The organism is Micromonospora sp. RTBAU3-60 (assembly GCF_054963695.1).
Genome location: NZ_JBUEGB010000002.1, coordinates 15,484 through 30,211, shown reverse-complemented (window position 1 = coordinate 30,211; position 14,728 = coordinate 15,484). Strand labels below are relative to the sequence as shown.

Genomic DNA, 14,728 nt, shown 5'->3' with positions numbered 1-14,728 from the left:
TCACTCCCCGTCGGTGACGACCGCGACGACGACGTGCGGCCGGTGGTTGTCGTGCCCGGTGAGGGCGGTGTGCAGGGCCTCGTGGTCCCGGCCGGCCACGGTCGCGGCGGTCCACCCGTTCACGGTGAACCGGCTCGCCGCGCCGCCCGGCCAGCCGTGGCTCGCCGACCGGTTGTCGAGCACGATCGCGGTCAGGTTGGCCAGCCCGGTCGCCCCGGCGTACGCGATCGCCTCGTGGTTGGAGCCCTCGTCCAGCTCGGCGTCGCCGAGCAGCACGTACACCCGGGGGTCGAACCGGCCCTGGGCCCGCAGCCCGAGCGCGGTGCCCACGCCCAGGCCGAGCCCGTGCCCGAGCGACCCCGAGCCGATCTCCACGCCGGGGACCAGCAGCCGGTCCGGGTGGTCGCCGAGGCGGCTGTCCGGCCCGCCCTGGTCGTCCAGCCACGCCACCGGGACGAAGCCCTTCGCGGCGAGCAGCGCGTAGTAGCCGGCGACCGCGTGCCCCTTGGAGAGGAGGAAGCGGTCCCGGTCCGGGTCGTCGACGGTCTCCGGGGTGATCCGGAGCACCCGGTCGTAGAGCACCTGGAGCACGTCCAGCGTCGAGTACACGTTCGCGCCGAACTCGCGCCCGGCGCGTACCCGGTCGAGCAGCGCCCGCAGCACGGCGGGGTCGGTGGCGGTGGTCGTCGTCATGCGGCTAGCCTCGGAGTTGAAGCGCACTTCAACTCAAGGCTCTGTGATGCACGAAGCACTCACCATCGGACAGCTCTCCGCCCGCAGCGGGGTGGCCCCCTCCGCGCTGCGCTACTACGAGCGGCTCGGGCTGATCCGGTCCGAGCGGACGGGCGGCAACCAGCGCCGGTACGCCCGCACCGAGCTGCGCCGGGTGGCGTTCATCCGGATCTCGCAGCAGGTGGGCGTCTCGCTGGAGGAGATCCGCGAGGCGCTCGACTCGCTGCCGTCGTCGCGCACGCCCACCCCGGACGACTGGGCCGCCCTCTCCCGCAGCTGGCGGGACCGGCTGGACGAGAAGATCCGGCTGCTCGGCAAGCTCCGCGACGACCTAGACGGCTGCATCGGCTGCGGCTGCCTGTCGCTGCAGCGGTGCACCCTCTACAACCCCGACGACTCGCTGGCCGCCGAGGGCCCGGGGGCCCGGCTCATGCTGCCCCGCCCCGACCCGGACCCGGCGCCGGCCTGACCGGTCACCGGACCAGCAGCACCTTGCCCAGGTGGTCGCTCGTCTCCATCAGCCGGTGCGCGTCGGCGGCGTCGGCCAGCTTCGCCCGGGCGTGCACCACCGGCCGGATCTTCCCGGACTCGACCAGCGGCCACACCTGCTCGCGTACCCCCCGGACGATCTCCGCCTTCTCGTCCAACGGGCGGGAACGCAGCGCCGTCGCGTGGACCGAGCCGCGCTTGGCCAGCAGCATTCCCAGGTCCAGTTCGCCCTTGCGGCCGCCCTGCATGCCGATCACCAGCAGCCGGCCGCCGGTGGCCAGCGCCGCCACGTTCCGCGGCAGATACGCGGCGCCCATGATGTCCAGGATCACGTCCGCGCCCCGGTCGTCGGTGACCCGGCGGACCTCCTCGACGAAGTCCTGCTCGCGGTAGTCGATCGTGTGTGCGGCGCCCAGCTCGCGCAGCCGCTCGTGCTTCCCCGCCCGGGCGGTCGCCACCACCGTCGCGCCGAGCGCCCCGCCGAGCTGGATGGCGAACGTGCCGATCCCGCTGCCCCCGCCGTGCACCAGCAGGGTCTCGCCCGCGGCCAGCCGGGCGAGCTGGACCACGTTCGACCAGACCGTGCACGCCACCTCGGGCAGCGCGGCCGCGTCGACCACGTCGACGCCGCGCGGCACGGGCAGCAACTGCCCAACCGGCACGGCCACCCGCTCGGCGTACCCGCCGCCGGCCAGCAGCGCGCAGACCTGGTCGCCCACCTGCCAGCCGGACACGCCGGGACCGAGCGCGGCGACCACCCCGGAGCACTCCAATCCCGGGTACGCCGGCGCGCCCGGCGGCGGTGGGTAGTGCCCCTGCCGTTGCAGCAGGTCGGCCCGGTTCACCGCGCTCGCCGACACCTCGACGACCACCTCGCCCGGGCCGGGCTCCGGGTCGGGCACCACCGACCAGACGAGTGCCTCGGGTCCGCCGGGTTTCGGGATCGTGATCGCGTGCATGGCCCCAGTCTTACCCGATCCGCCCGTCGGTCCACGCCCGAGCCAGGATCTCGTCCACCGTCTGCTCCGGCGTCTGCGCCGAGGTGTCCAGCCAGAGCCCGATCCGGGGCGTCTCGGCGCGGAACGCGGCATCGAAGTCGGCCACCGGCCAGTCCCCGTACCCCTGCTTGGGCCGGTCCCGCTCGCGGGCGGCGACCACCTCGGCGCGGGGCGCGAGCACCACGACCGCGAGCGGCCGGTGCCGGATCCGTTCGACCATGGCCGGCAGTTCGGTGCCGATCACGATGTCCTGGAGGACGACGGTGAAGCCCCCCGCGGCGTACCGGTCCGCCACCGTGGCGGCCAGGTCGTAGCGGAGCCGGAGCTGCCGCCACGCCTCGTCCGACAGCTGCGCGGTCATCTCGGCGCGCCCGTTCACCACCATCCGCCGGAACACGTCACCGCGCAGGTGCACGGAGCGGGCCAGCCGCCGGGCCAGCAGCTCGGCCACAGTGGACTTGCCCGCCGCCATGATTCCGGTGATCAGCACCACCGCTGGGGTCTCCCACACGGCGGACATCATTTCAGCGGGGGTGGGATGGAGGCTCGCCCATTTCCGGCCCGTGGCAGACTAGGCACGGTCGCGTACCCCCGCGGGGGACGTGCCCGGGAGGGTTCGCCTAGTGGCCGATGGCGCTGGTCTTGAAAACCGGTAAGGGCAGCGATGTCCTTCGTGGGTTCGAATCCCACACCCTCCGCCGGAACCGCCAAAACACCCCCTGACCAGCGCAAACGCCGGCCAGGGGGCGTCCTGGCATTTGGTCGGTCTCCTCGGGCCGCCGCGGGAAACCTCACCAATGGCGCTCAGTGGGCCGCCACGGCCGACACTTCATCGCGCTGCTCCCGTGCGGTGGGCGACGCGGACCGCTGACGCGCAGCGACGACCACAGCGGCGGCCGTCACGAGGGTGAACACCGCCACCCCTGCGAAGGCGATCAGTGTCTGCCGATCGAGGTGGGTCACCGGGATTCCTCGCTTCGCCTGCCAGGTGAGCGCCGCGAAGACACCGGTGTAGCCGAGGCCGGCGACGCCGACCAGCCGGGCCCGAACCCGTTCGTCGCGGAGCCAGCCATGACTGGTCGCGAGTGCACCCAGGATCGCGGTGATGAGCAGCAGCACCTGGATGGCGTGCAGGCCGACGAAGTGCGGTACGCGAAGGTCGCCGCCGGTCGTACTCCAGTTGGTGAGGAACATTCCGTGGCCGTCGGGGTCGCCGATGCCGTGGCCGCCGTTCATGGACACCGGGTGGCCGTTGGCGTCGGTCAGCGTGCGGGCTGTTGCGCCCGAGGAGTTGCCGAGCCAGAGGGCCACGACCATGCTGGCGATGGCAAGTCCGAGTCCGGCGCGCAGGGCGCGGGCCATGGCGCGGTCGCCGGTGCGTTGGATCAGGACCAGGACCGCGATGATCAGAGTGATCAGCAGGAGCGGCCCGACGCCGATGGAGAACACCGTCCGCACGGTTTGAGCGACCGGCTCGGCGTTGTTGTTGAAATGGCTGAAGGTGCCGTGTGTCGCAGCGTAGACGACGGCACCGACGTCCAGCAGACTGGCGACCGCGAACACGGTGCCGAGCCACCAACCGAAACGTCTGCCTTTGCTCAGCTTGCTGAGCAGCCACGCCAGCGTCAGGCCGTAGACGCCCATGGCGAAGCCGAACTTCATCGGTTTCACCCAGACCGATTCGCCCATGAGCAGGCGATCGTCGACGAACAGACCGACGGCGGAGACCAACGTCAGGGTGAACATGAGCGTCGCGTTCGCCACCAGCGGGCGATGCCAGCCGCGTAGTGCGTTGAGACATGTGGTAAGGGCGGTCATGGGACGCTCCATACGAGGATCAGCCGGTCGTAGCTCTCTGAACGGGCCGGCCTTGGACGATGCTGACGTGTCCACCAGCCTCGGCGAATTCGTCCCGCCCAACCATCCGACAGGCCCCCGGACGCGTCCGCCGGTCAACCCCCGGTCGGGCCGGGGGTTAACCCCCGGCCTGCCACTTCTGCGTCTTGCCAGCAGGCAAGACGCCGGGAGGACAGGCTGGGAGGCGCACATCGCGGGGCTGGCCGGTGTGGCCCGGGTCCGCCGCGTCCCCGCGCACTGCGGGCGCTGGCGGGGTATGAAGGGGCGGAGGAATTCGCGCACTTGGAAGGATCCTCCCGATGACCCTGGAACGACCGATCGCCCCTGACCCGTACGAGCTGCTGCCGACGGTGCCGTCGTTCACGCTGACCAGTGACGACGTGCGCAACGGCGAGCCGATGGACGCGCGGTACGCGCACGGCAGCACCGGCGGCGAGAACGTCTCCCCGCAACTGTCCTGGTCGGGTTTCCCGGACAACACCAGGAGCTTCGTGGTGACCTGCTTCGACCCGGACGCCCCGACCGGCAGCGGTTTCTGGCACTGGGTGCTGGTGGACGTGCCCGCCTCGGTGACCGCGCTGCCCAGCGGGGTGAAGGAGAGCGACCTCGGCGGTGCCTTCAGCATCCGCAACGACTACGGCGACACCGGCTACGGCGGCGCCGCCCCGCCGCCCGGCGACCGCCCGCACCGCTACGTCTTCGCGGTGCACGCGGTGGACGTGGAGCGCCTCGACGTGGGCCCGGCCGCCAGCCCGGCCTACGTCGGCTTCAACCTCGCGTTCCACACGCTGGCCCGGGCGGTGATCCGCCCGACGTACCAGATCGCGGAGTGACCGGCCGCGAGCCGTGACGGACAACGGGGCCTCCGCGTCGGCGGAGGCCCCGTTTCCGGTGCGAGCTCAGCCCGGGACGCGGGCGACCGCGAAGACGGACTGGCCGAACGGCGGGCGCAGCCGCTGCTCCGCCGCCTTGGTGGCGGGGAGGACCAGGCTGTCGTAGATCTTCACCATCGGGCCTTCCTTGGGCATCAGCCGGAAGACCTTGGTGGCCATGAAGTAGCCGATCAGGCCGAGCGCGTTGGCGTAGTGGATCTTCTCCACGGTGAGGCCGGCCTCGGTCATCGCCGCCGCGAGCGATTTCCTGGTGTAGCGCCGGACGTGGCCGGTCGCGATGTCCGCCGGGCTCATCGCGAACTGGAACGCCGGCACGATGATGATCACCGCGCCGCCGGGCCGGACCAGGTCCCGCATGCTGCGCAGCGCGCCCACGTGGTCCTCGATGTGCTCCAGCACGTTGTACGACACGGCCGCGCTGTAGTCGCCGCGGTCGGAGTGCGGCAGCAGCATCTGCCGGACCTCGATGGTGGGGTGCTCGGCCAGCCGCTCCTTGAGCCGGACCAGCCGGTCCGGGTCCGCCTCGGTGGCGGTGAGCCGAGGCAGGTGCTCGGACCACTCCAGCGCGTAGTCGCCCAGCCCGCTGCCGATCTCGATGGGATTGTCACCGAGGTAGGGCACGGCCAGCTCGACGAACCACCTCCGGTGGTTGACCGCTGTCGCCAGGCCTTCGAGCACCTCGGACTGGACGCGTTGATCCCCAGTGATATCTGCCATGCGTCGATTCCTCACGATATGACTGACCCGCGCCTGGACCGACAGAGTCAACCATCCCGATGGATGGTGCGGGAATCGGGGTACCGGGGGTGGCCGAATTGCGGTCGGGGGTGGGCACGTGATCGGCGGTCGGCGAACTCGGCACATAGTACGCCAGTACCCAGAAACATGCACGGCAGCGCCATTCCCTGACTACGCTCTGAATTGTCATGACTACTCCTGAATCGGACGCCGCCCGCGAGGGTGCCGGCGAGGACGGGCCCGACGAGGGTGGCGGGCCGGCGCGGGGAAGGTGGGTCGATGCCGCCGCCGTGCTCAGTTTCGCGCTGCTCGCCTTCTGGGTGACCGCCCGGTTCTGGGTGAATCCGGCCCACGGGGTGCGGGACAACCGCACCGATCAGGCGCAGTTCGAGTGGATGATGGCGCACGGGGCGCGGGTGCTGACCGATTTTGTCTACCCGTTCGCCTCCGACCGGATGAATGTGCCGGACGGCGTCAATTTGATGGCAAATACGTCAGTACTATCCGTTTCATTACCAATAACGCCGATCACCCTGCTGTTCGGGCCGCGCACGGCATTTCTGGTCTTCCTCACCGTCGGAATGTTCGCCACCGGTGTGGCCTGGTATTTCCTCCTGTCCCGGGTGCTCGTCGGGGCCCGGGGAGCGGCCTGGCTCGGGGCCGGCTTCTGCGCCTTCGCGCCGGCGATGGTCTCGCACGCCAACGCCCATCCCAACATCGTCAGCCAGTTCGTGGTGCCACTGATCATCTGGCGGACGCTGCGCCTGGCTGACCCGGGCCGCTGGCTGCGCAACGGCGTGCTGCTCGGCCTGGTGATCGTCTGGCAGGCCTTCCTCAACCTGGAGATCCTGCTGATGACCGCGATCGGGCTCGGCGTGGTGGTGGTCGCGCTCGCCGTCGGCCGGCCACCCCTGCGGCGGTCGGCCCGGACCTTCGGCGCCGGGCTCGGGGTGGCCGCCGTCGTCGCCGGGGTGCTGCTGGCGTACCCGCTCTACGTGCAGCTCTTCGGGCCCGGGGCGTACCAGGGGTTGTCCCGGTTGATCCGGGGTTACCGCACCGACCTCGCCTCGTTCGTCGCCTGGTCCCGGGAGTCGGTGGCCGGGGACGCCCGCACCAGCGCCCGGCTGGTGAAGAACGCCACCGAGGAGAACGCCTTCTTCGGCTGGCCGCTCGTCGTGCTGGTGGTCGCGCTGGTCTGGTGGCTGCGGCGCAACGCCGTGGTGCTCGGCCTGGCCGCGGCGGGGCTGATCTTCGCCGTCTTCTCCCTCGGCCGGCAGATCCGCTTCGACGGGCGGGACACCGGGATCCCCGGGCCGTGGGCCGTGCTGGAGAGGCTGCCCGTGCTGCACTCGGTGGTGCCCACCCGCTGGTCGGTGGCGCTCACCCCGATCGTCGGGATCCTGCTCGCGCTCGGCGCCGACCACACCCGGCGGCTGGCCCGGCGCCACCCAGCCGCCCGCCGGCAGATCCGGTTCGCCACGGCCACGGTGCTGACCATGGCGCTGCTGCCGATCCTGCCCACCCCGCTTCCCTCGGTACGCCTCGACCCGACACCCGACTTCGTCACCTCCGGCGCCTGGCGGCCCTACGTGGCCGGCGGGCACAGCATCGTCACGCTGCCGCTGCCGGACACCGACTACGCCGACCCGCTGCGCTGGTCCGCCGAGACCCGGCTGGGCATGCCGCTGGCCCGGGGCTACTTCCTCTATCCGGACACCCGTCCCGGCGCCGGCCGGGTCGCCCTGTTCACCGCCCCGCCCCGCCCCACCAGCACCTTCTTCACCACGATCCGGCGTACCAACGGGGTGCCGCCGATCAGCCCGCAGGACCGGCTGGCGGCGCTCGACGACCTGCGCTACTGGCGGGCCGGAGCGGTGGTCCTCGACCCCCGGCTGCGGCAGGCCGACGCGTTGGGCCGGGGGATGACGGCGCTGACCGGGATCGAGCCGGTGTTCACCGGCGGGGTGTGGCTCTGGGACGTCCGCCCGCTGGTCGGCTGACCCTCCCCGCGCTCGGGCAGCACCGGGCGCGGTGCCGTCAGGAGGGGCGGACGCAGCAGCCCTGGCAGATCTTCGGCCGGGGCAGGGTGAAGGCCAGGCAGCAGGTACGCCGCTGGACGGTCGGCTCGCCGCCCGGGCCGGGCACCAACTCGACCAGGTCGCTCAGGTCGAGCGCGTCGAGCAGCGCCCCGATGGTCTCGGTCGAGGAGCCGGGCAGCGCGTCCGAGGCGCGCAGGACGCCGTGCGCGATGCCGGAGGCGACCGAGCCGAGCAGCGTACGGGTGCCGATCCGGACCTCGGCCTGGATGGCCGCGATCAGCGGGGCGAAATGGGCGTCGAGCAGCGTGTCGCGGAGCGCGTCGAGCAGCGCGGCCTCGTCGGCGACCACCTGCACGCCGGGAGCCCCGGCCAGCGCCAGCGGGTCGCCGGGCAGCACGGCGACCGTGGTCGAGCCGCGCAGGCCCAGCGTGAACAGCTGGTGCTGGTCCTCGAAGTGGATCAGCACGTCGGCCGGGTGCGCCAGCGGCACCCGCCGGGCCGAGGCCCAGCCGAGCACCACCGGCAACGCGGTCCAGTAGCTGTACGACTTCCACGCCAGCGCGGCGCAGGCGTGCGGGGTGCCGCCCCAACGCCGGGCCGCCGCCCGCAGGAACGCCGGCAGCAGGGTGCCGTCGACCAGCCGGGTGGCCGGGGTCCAGCGGGCCTCGTCGCCGGTGACCAGCAGGCCGGGCGCGAGCCCGGGCAGTTGATCGGTGCCGAACATGGCGCGCAGGGTCGCGGTCACCGGGGCGAGCGGCGTGGCGATGTCCCGCCTCGGCATCACCGCTGTCACTGATCCGCCCCCGTCTGGTCGCGCACCGGCCGGCTCGTCGGCCCGAACTAAGGCTAGCCTAACCACAGCTGCCGGTCCGGGGAAAGTCGCGTCGAGGGAGAGAAGGAGAGGTCCCGGTCACTCCACCGGCCCGCGGCGCGTGCCGCGTTGTACCCGTCAGGGTCGGTGGGAAACGCCGCCCGGTGGCGGTGGGGCCGCGCAAGCATCGACGGGCGCCGTTGGATTGTCAAGGCGAGTGTCGAATACGAGGCAGTTTCCGTACACGTTCGGCCACCCAACGTGAAAATGGACTTCCCGCGTACGAGGAAGCCGATGACGACCTCCCCGATCGAGCGTGCCGCCGACTCGTTCGCGGCCGAACTCGCCCGGCACCGCACCGGCCGAGGGCTGTCCAAGAAGCAGTTGGCCACCCTGATGGGCTTCGACCCGTCCTACGTCAGCCACGTCGAGGGGCGCCGGCACCGGCCCACCGAGGACTTCGCCCGCCGGGCCGAGGCCGTCCTGGAGGCCAGCGGCGCGATCTGGCAGCGTTTCCGGGAGTACGACGAGCTGCGGCACGGCCGTTCCGGCGGGTCGCACCGGGACCCGCCCGTCCCCGGCCAGTGGCTGCCGCCCGGCACCGGCCTGGTCGTCGAGCGGGAGACCGCCACCCTCACCCACACCGGCGAGGGCTACCACTGCGCGATCCGGCGTGAGCTCTACAACGCGGGCACCGAACCGGTCACCCGCTACCTGATCCGGGTTGCCGTCGACCGCTACCCCAACGACCCGGGCCGCTCCAACCGGCACCACCGGGAGCACCCGCTCACGTTCGCCGAGCTGCAACTCAAGGCCTACCGGGACGACGGCAGCGCGCGGGAGCCGATGCACTGGCGGGCGAAGCACGACCGGGACGCGTTCAAGGAGATCTGGCTGCTCTTCGAGAACGACGAGGGTCGCCTCCCGCTCTACCCCGGCGACCGGGTCACCATCGAGTACGCCTACCGGGTCGGCCGGGACAAGTGGGGCCCCTGGTTCCAGCGCGCCGTCCGCCTGCCCACCCGGCACCTCGCCGTCCGGCTCGACCTCCCCGCCGACCTCGACCCGAAGGTGTGGGGGGTGGAGACCTCCCTCTCCGCCGAGGAGGGGCCATTGCGTACCCCGATCCAGCGGTCTCACGACGGTGGCCGCGCTCTTTTCGACTGGGCCACCGACGACCCGCCGCTGAACGCCCGCTACCGGCTGCAGTGGCGGTTTCGCAGCGAACCCCCGGACGCCGAGCCCGACGGTCCCCCCGGCCGGGTACGCGCCAGCGACCGGATGCGCGCCACCGGCATCGTGCAGCGCGGCGACGACCTGCTCCGGCAGCCGGCCCGCCAGTTCGACCTGCCCCGCGAGGAACGGGACGCCCGGGACGTCGTCGACCGGCTCTCCGCCGTCCTGGTCCGCCTCGACGAGCTGCACCCGTTCAGCAAGGGCGTCGGCATCGCCGCCCCGCAGCTCGGGCTCGGCCTGGCCGCCGCGCTGGTCCGCCCCGCCGACCGGACGGCCGACCCGGTCGTCCTGCTCAACCCGCGGGTGGTGGACGCCGCGTCCGAGACCGACGAGCAGTACGAGGGCTGCCTCTCCTTCTTCGACCACCGCGGGCTGGTGCCCCGGCCGCTGCGGATCGACGTGGAACACGCCCAGTGGGACGGCAGCCGCGTCATCACGTCCTTCGAGTACGCCATGGCCCGGCTGGTCGCCCACGAGATCGACCATCTGGAGGGGCACCTCTACGTCGACCGGATGGCCCCCGGCGTGCCGCTGGTGCCGGTCGAGGAATATCGGGAGACCGGCAACCCCTGGCGCTACTGACCGCCGCGAGATTCCGGTACGCGGGCCGGTTGCCGGCCCGGCCCGCGTACCGGTGACCGGGGGACCGGGTCGCGTGCCCCAGGGGGCAGGGGCACGCGACCCGGATCGGGGGGAGAAACGCCTACAGGTTGCCGAAGGTGTCGTACCGGATGTGGTCCGGCGGGACGTCGTCCGCGGCGAGCGCGCGCAGGGTGGCCCGGACCATCGGCGCCGAGCCGGAGACGTAGCAGTCGTGGGCCGTCCACGGGCCGTACCGGGTGACCACGTCGGAGATGTCGCCCAGCTCGCCGTCGAAGTCCAGGTCGGCGCTGCACGCCGGGGTCACCGACAGCCACGGGTGCGCGGCGACCAACTCCTCCAGGCCCGGCAGGCCGTACAGCTCCTCCGGCCGGCGGGCCCCGTAGAAGATGTGCACCCAGCGGGTCCGGTTGACCTCGGTCAGCTCCTCCACCAGCGCCTTGATCGGGGCCAGTCCCACCCCGCCGGCCACGCAGAGGACGTCCCGGGTGGACGACCGGTCCACGGTCATCGACCCCATCGGGGCGGCCACCCGCAGCAGGTCCCCCGGTCTGGTCCGGCGGACCAGCGCGCCGGACACCCAGCCCGCCGCGCCGGCCGGCGTCCGCACGTGGAACTCCAGCACGTTGTCCTCGTTCGGGGCGTTGGCCACCGAGTACGTCCGCCACACCCGCGGGTGGTACCGGGGCGCCTCGACGCTGACGTACTGGCCGGCCTGCCAGCGCAGCGGGTGCTGGAGGGCACGGACGGTCAGCACGGCGGTGTCCGGACCGTACCGCTCGTGGGTGAGCACCTCCGCGTGCCAGAACGGCGGGTTCTCGTCCGCCGCCGCCCCGGCCAGCATCTTCTCGCAGATGCTGGCGTACGCCTCCCGCCACGCCTGGTCGTACTCCAGGTTCCAGCCGTCCCCGGCGGTGCTGCGCAGCGCGTCCAGCAGGGCGACCCCCATGGTCTCGTAGTGCGCGGACTCGACGTGGTACTTCCGGTGGTCCCGGCCCAGCGCCCGCAGGTACTCGTCGAAGCTCTCCGGGTCCCCCATCGTCTGCGTGGCGGTGACGATCGCCTCCAGGATCCGGTCGCCCTGTCCGTTCATCTGCACCGGGAAGAGCTTGCGCAGCTCCGGGTCGAGCAGGAACAGCCGGGCGTAGAAGTGACCGCTCAGCCGTTCCCGGTCCGCCTCGACCAGGGTCCAGCTCTCCTTCAGCAGCCGCGCGAAGTTCTCCACGGGGGACGCTCCTTCTTCTGACGGCGGATGGGGCCCGCATAGAATCTCCACGGAGCGTGCTCAGCGGTCGCACAGAATGTGCGATCGGCTCGCCTGGGTTGCGAGGGGATGACGTCTTTCTCGTGCCCGCACGGCCTTCGGTGCCATCGGTCAGGACGGGTGCGGTTGTGGTCCTGCCCGCACGGCCCTCGCTGCGCTCGGTGCGATCGGTCATGACAGGTGCCAACGGTCCCTGGTGTGCGGCACAGTGGTCCGGTGACCGTTGACGAGCTGGCCCGGCCGGTGTCCCGCCGGACCCTGGGCACCGAGACGCTGCTGGTCCTCGGCCTCTCCCTCGGGCAGTCCGCGGTGTACGCGCTGGTCTCGCTGGTCGCCAAGCTGACCGCCACGGGCGGGCTCGCGAAGCAGACCGCCGCACTGAACACGTCCGCGTCGGCCCGGCCCTACCTCGACCTGACGTACCAGCTCCTCGGCATCCTCTTCGCGCTGCTACCGGTGCTGCTCGCCGTACACCTGCTGGCCCGTGACCCCGGCGACCCCGCCCGGACGCTCGGGGTGGACCTGACCCGACCTGGCGCGGACCTGGCCCGGGGCGCGGGCCTGGCCGCGCTCATCGGCCTGCCCGGGCTGGCGCTGTTCTGGGCGGCGGCGCAGCTCGGCATCAACGCCACCCTGGTCCCGGCCGCCCTGCCGCACCTCTGGTGGGCGGTGCCGGTGCTGATCCTCGCCGCGGTGCAGAACGCCGTGCTGGAGGAGGTGATCGTGGTCGGCTACCTGGTCACCCGGCTACGACAGCTCGGCTGGCAGCTCGGCGCGGTCATCGCGGCCAGCGCCCTGCTGCGCGGTTCCTACCATCTCTACCAGGGCTTCGGCGCGTTCCTCGGCAACGCCGTGATGGGCGTGGTGTTCAGCCTCTTCTTCCTGCGCACCCGGCGGGTGGCCCCGCTGATCGTCGCGCACACCCTGCTCGACGTGGTCGCCTTCGTCGGCTACGCACTGCTCCCGAAGTCCTGGTTCGGCTGGCTCTGACCGCCCCCGTCCCGGGCCGCGCCCCGGCCCCGGCCGCCGCCCAGCCCCCGGCTGCGCCCCGGCCCCCGGCCCGTCTTGGCCGCGAGTTGCGGCATGTTGCGGTGTTCGCGGCAGGGAACGGCCCGACATGCCGCACGTCGCGGGCGCCCTACGGGCGCGGCCGTCAGCGTGGTCGTGCCGGCCGGTAGAGGGTGACGGCCCGGGCGGCCAGCCGCTCGGCGGCGGCCGAGCCACCCCCCGCCGCGGCGAGCAGCGCCGCACCCGGCAGCAGCCGCGACGCCAGCCGCAGGGCCAGCCACCCGCCTGCCTGCGCGGCCAGCGGAGTGGCCAGCCGCCAGGCCGCCTCGGCGGCCCGCGGCCACGGGCCCTCCGCCGGCGCCTCCGCCGCTCCCATCGCGTCCAGCGCCGCACGGGCGGTGCCGGCGTCCGGGTGCACCTGGGTCAGCACCAGCAGTTCGGCCACCCGGTCCGAGTGCCCGGGGTCCCGGCCGTAGACCGCCGCCAGGTGCAGCACCAGGTTGGCCTGGGTCCAGAGCACTGCCGCCAGCTCTGCCACCGGCGCGAGCAGGCCGGCACCCGCCGCGAGCGCCCCACCCGTACCGGCCAGCCGGACGAACCGCCGGGTCACCAACCGGGCCAGCCCGTCGGCGTCCGCGTCCGGGTACCTCCCCCGGGTCCGCTCGACCCAGTCGCCAGCTCGGGGCCCGAGGGCCTCCACCGCGGTGCGGGCCAGCAGCTCCGGCGCGAAGCCGGGATGGTCGAGCAGTTGCCCGCCCACCGCCCGCCAGCTCTCCCCAGGGGTACGCCCCGGCACGCCCTCGGCCGGCTCGCCGAGCGGCGCCGGGGTGGTCTTCGGCGTCTCCGGCAGTGCGGTCGTCACCGGGGCGGCGCCGGCCGCCTTCCTCGCCGGGCCGGTCTTCTTAGCTGGGGTGGCCTTCTTTGCTGGGGTGGCCTTCTTCGCCGGAGTGGTCTTCGCCGTGGCCCCCTCTGCCCGGGTGGCATTGACTGGGGCGGTCTGCGCGGCCTTCGTTGGCCGTCCGGTCGCTGCCGCCGGATGCTCTTCCGTTGGTCCCCGCTGCCCCGGGCCGTTCCCTGGATCAGCCGGTGCGGCCGGGGCTCTGTCGGCTGCCCCAGGGTCGGTGACGCCGGCCACAGCGGCTGCGGTGGCCGGAGCGACCCGCTGGGTCGGGGAGGTGGCCGGCGGGCCAGCGGCAGTCGCCTTGTCCGCTTCGGGGGCCGCGCCGTCGGCGCCGCTCGCCACGCCGGTCGCCCCTGGCACGCCCGGCTGAGCGGCTGTGGTGCTGGCCACGCTGACCGGCCCGGTCGGTTCGGTCCGGCCGGCCTGGGCTGTCGGCTCAGCCCCGGTGTCAGCGGCGCGCTTCCGGCCGGCCGGGGTCGCCTTCTTCGCCGTGGCCGCCTTCCTGGTCGTGCTGGCTTTCCTCGCCGGCGTGGTCGTCTCCGCCGCCGCCTTCTTCGCTGCCGTGGTTGCCCTTCTGGCCGGGGTGCGGCGGGTCTGCTCCGGGGTCTCCCCGTCCGCCGAGGCGACGTCGCCCCGGTTCGTTGCGGCCGTCCCGCCGTCGGCCGGGTCTGCCGTCCCGCCGTCGCCCTGGGTCGTTGCCGCCGTCCCGCGGTCGGCCGGGTCTGCTGTCCCGCGGTCGGCCGGGATCGTCCCGCGCCGCCGCGCCGCGCCGTCCCGTGTACCTGAGGCCGGGCTCGGGTCGGCCTCGCCAGTCGGCGGGCCGGCCTCGGCGGACGGGCGGGGGCGGGGTGCCGGGGACGGCGGGTCCTGCCTCCGGTCGGGGCCGCCGGTGCGCGGCGCGGCGGCGGCCGGGTCCGGCGGCTGGAAGAGCACGGTGGGGGTGGCCTTGGCCCGCCGCGCCCGGGGCGGCGCACCGGCACCGGCCTCGGTCCCATCGGCTGGCGGTTCGGGGGTCGGCGGCGGGGTGAAGGTCGGTTTCGCAGAGCGGCTTCGCCGGGCGTCGGCGGCGGGCTCGCGACGGGGCGGAACGCTGGGCTGCTGCTCCTGCATATCGATGGAGCCTAGTCCGGGGCGTGACGTCGCACACGGGGGAAAAGCAGCG

13 protein-coding genes and 1 tRNA gene are annotated in these 14,728 nt (G+C 73.1%); 6 read left to right on the top strand and 8 right to left on the bottom strand.

Annotation, left to right across the window (positions count from 1 at the left end; translation table 11 throughout):
• Entirely contained in the window at positions 1 to 693 is a 693-nt protein-coding gene (locus ACY34I_RS02305) for a transketolase (RefSeq protein WP_462751982.1), read from the bottom strand.
• A 46-nt stretch (positions 694 to 739) separates the two neighbouring features.
• Between ACY34I_RS02305 and soxR the strand changes: the two genes are divergently transcribed.
• On the top strand, positions 740 to 1,201 hold the full coding sequence (soxR, locus tag ACY34I_RS02300) for a redox-sensitive transcriptional activator SoxR (RefSeq protein ID WP_148801131.1): 462 nt from the start codon (positions 740 to 742) through the stop codon (positions 1,199 to 1,201).
• A 4-nt stretch (positions 1,202 to 1,205) separates the two neighbouring features.
• Here soxR and ACY34I_RS02295 read toward each other — a convergent pair whose 3' ends face one another.
• Complete coding sequence (locus tag ACY34I_RS02295) at positions 1,206 to 2,180, bottom strand: NAD(P)H-quinone oxidoreductase (protein WP_462751980.1); 975 nt, start codon at positions 2,178 to 2,180, stop codon at positions 1,206 to 1,208.
• 10 nt (positions 2,181 to 2,190) lie between these two features.
• Positions 2,191 to 2,730, bottom strand: coding sequence for an AAA family ATPase (locus ACY34I_RS02290; RefSeq protein WP_462751978.1), 540 nt, complete (start codon positions 2,728 to 2,730; stop codon positions 2,191 to 2,193).
• A 98-nt stretch (positions 2,731 to 2,828) separates the two neighbouring features.
• On the opposite strand from ACY34I_RS02290, the gene ACY34I_RS02285 reads away from it, so the two are divergent.
• Positions 2,829 to 2,917, top strand: a tRNA-Ser gene (locus ACY34I_RS02285).
• A 106-nt stretch (positions 2,918 to 3,023) separates the two neighbouring features.
• On the opposite strand, the gene ACY34I_RS02280 is transcribed toward ACY34I_RS02285, so the two are convergent.
• Positions 3,024 to 4,037: a hypothetical protein gene (locus ACY34I_RS02280; protein ID WP_462752522.1), complete on the bottom strand. Its 1,014-nt coding sequence runs from the start codon at positions 4,035 to 4,037 to the stop codon at positions 3,024 to 3,026.
• 338 nt (positions 4,038 to 4,375) lie between these two features.
• Here ACY34I_RS02280 and ACY34I_RS02275 point away from each other — a divergent pair, with 338 nt between their 5' ends.
• On the top strand, positions 4,376 to 4,909 hold the full coding sequence (locus ACY34I_RS02275; RefSeq protein ID WP_462751976.1) for a YbhB/YbcL family Raf kinase inhibitor-like protein: 534 nt from the start codon (positions 4,376 to 4,378) through the stop codon (positions 4,907 to 4,909).
• 66 nt (positions 4,910 to 4,975) lie between these two features.
• Here the strand turns inward: ACY34I_RS02275 and ACY34I_RS02270 are convergent, their stop codons facing one another.
• Positions 4,976 to 5,686 (bottom strand): class I SAM-dependent methyltransferase, encoded by a 711-nt coding sequence (locus ACY34I_RS02270; protein WP_462751974.1) that lies wholly within the window; start codon positions 5,684 to 5,686, stop codon positions 4,976 to 4,978.
• A 209-nt stretch (positions 5,687 to 5,895) separates the two neighbouring features.
• Here ACY34I_RS02270 and ACY34I_RS02265 point away from each other — a divergent pair, with 209 nt between their 5' ends.
• A complete protein-coding gene (locus ACY34I_RS02265; RefSeq protein ID WP_462751972.1) occupies positions 5,896 to 7,707 on the top strand; it encodes a hypothetical protein in 1,812 nt (603 codons plus the stop codon).
• A gap of 37 nt (positions 7,708 to 7,744) precedes the next feature.
• Here ACY34I_RS02265 and ACY34I_RS02260 read toward each other — a convergent pair whose 3' ends face one another.
• The gene (locus ACY34I_RS02260; protein ID WP_462752520.1) at positions 7,745 to 8,527 is read right to left on the bottom strand and encodes an IucA/IucC family C-terminal-domain containing protein; all 783 of its coding nucleotides are present in this window, start codon (positions 8,525 to 8,527) and stop codon (positions 7,745 to 7,747) included.
• Between the two features lie 324 nt (positions 8,528 to 8,851).
• On the opposite strand from ACY34I_RS02260, the gene ACY34I_RS02255 reads away from it, so the two are divergent.
• Entirely contained in the window at positions 8,852 to 10,375 is a 1,524-nt protein-coding gene (locus ACY34I_RS02255; RefSeq protein WP_462751970.1) for a peptide deformylase, read from the top strand.
• Between the two features lie 121 nt (positions 10,376 to 10,496).
• Here the strand turns inward: ACY34I_RS02255 and ACY34I_RS02250 are convergent, their stop codons facing one another.
• A complete protein-coding gene (locus ACY34I_RS02250; protein WP_462751968.1) occupies positions 10,497 to 11,618 on the bottom strand; it encodes a globin domain-containing protein in 1,122 nt (373 codons plus the stop codon).
• A 255-nt stretch (positions 11,619 to 11,873) separates the two neighbouring features.
• On the opposite strand from ACY34I_RS02250, the gene ACY34I_RS02245 reads away from it, so the two are divergent.
• Positions 11,874 to 12,647, top strand: a complete 774-nt coding sequence (locus tag ACY34I_RS02245; RefSeq protein WP_462751966.1) for a CPBP family intramembrane glutamic endopeptidase — start codon at positions 11,874 to 11,876, stop codon at positions 12,645 to 12,647.
• A 163-nt stretch (positions 12,648 to 12,810) separates the two neighbouring features.
• On the opposite strand, the gene ACY34I_RS02240 is transcribed toward ACY34I_RS02245, so the two are convergent.
• Complete coding sequence (locus tag ACY34I_RS02240; RefSeq protein WP_462751964.1) at positions 12,811 to 14,676, bottom strand: hypothetical protein; 1,866 nt, start codon at positions 14,674 to 14,676, stop codon at positions 12,811 to 12,813.
• Positions 14,677 to 14,728: the final 52 nt, after the last annotated feature.

Bases quoted from the DNA above. Each gene is read 5' to 3' on its own strand.
- ACY34I_RS02260 (WP_462752520.1), bottom strand. From the start codon at position 8,527: ATGCCGAGGCGGGACATCGCCACGCCGCTCGCCCCGGTGACCGCGACC.
- ACY34I_RS02275 (WP_462751976.1), top strand. From the start codon at position 4,376: ATGACCCTGGAACGACCGATCGCCCCTGACCCGTACGAGCTGCTGCCG.
- ACY34I_RS02270 (WP_462751974.1), bottom strand. From the start codon at position 5,686: ATGGCAGATATCACTGGGGATCAACGCGTCCAGTCCGAGGTGCTCGAA.
- ACY34I_RS02265 (WP_462751972.1), top strand. From the start codon at position 5,896: ATGACTACTCCTGAATCGGACGCCGCCCGCGAGGGTGCCGGCGAGGAC.
- soxR (WP_148801131.1), top strand. From the start codon at position 740: ATGCACGAAGCACTCACCATCGGACAGCTCTCCGCCCGCAGCGGGGTG.
- ACY34I_RS02240 (WP_462751964.1), bottom strand. From the start codon at position 14,676: ATGCAGGAGCAGCAGCCCAGCGTTCCGCCCCGTCGCGAGCCCGCCGCC.
- ACY34I_RS02295 (WP_462751980.1), bottom strand. From the start codon at position 2,180: ATGCACGCGATCACGATCCCGAAACCCGGCGGACCCGAGGCACTCGTC.
- ACY34I_RS02305 (WP_462751982.1), bottom strand. From the start codon at position 693: ATGACGACGACCACCGCCACCGACCCCGCCGTGCTGCGGGCGCTGCTC.
- ACY34I_RS02280 (WP_462752522.1), bottom strand. From the start codon at position 4,037: ATGACCGCCCTTACCACATGTCTCAACGCACTACGCGGCTGGCATCGC.
- ACY34I_RS02255 (WP_462751970.1), top strand. From the start codon at position 8,852: ATGACGACCTCCCCGATCGAGCGTGCCGCCGACTCGTTCGCGGCCGAA.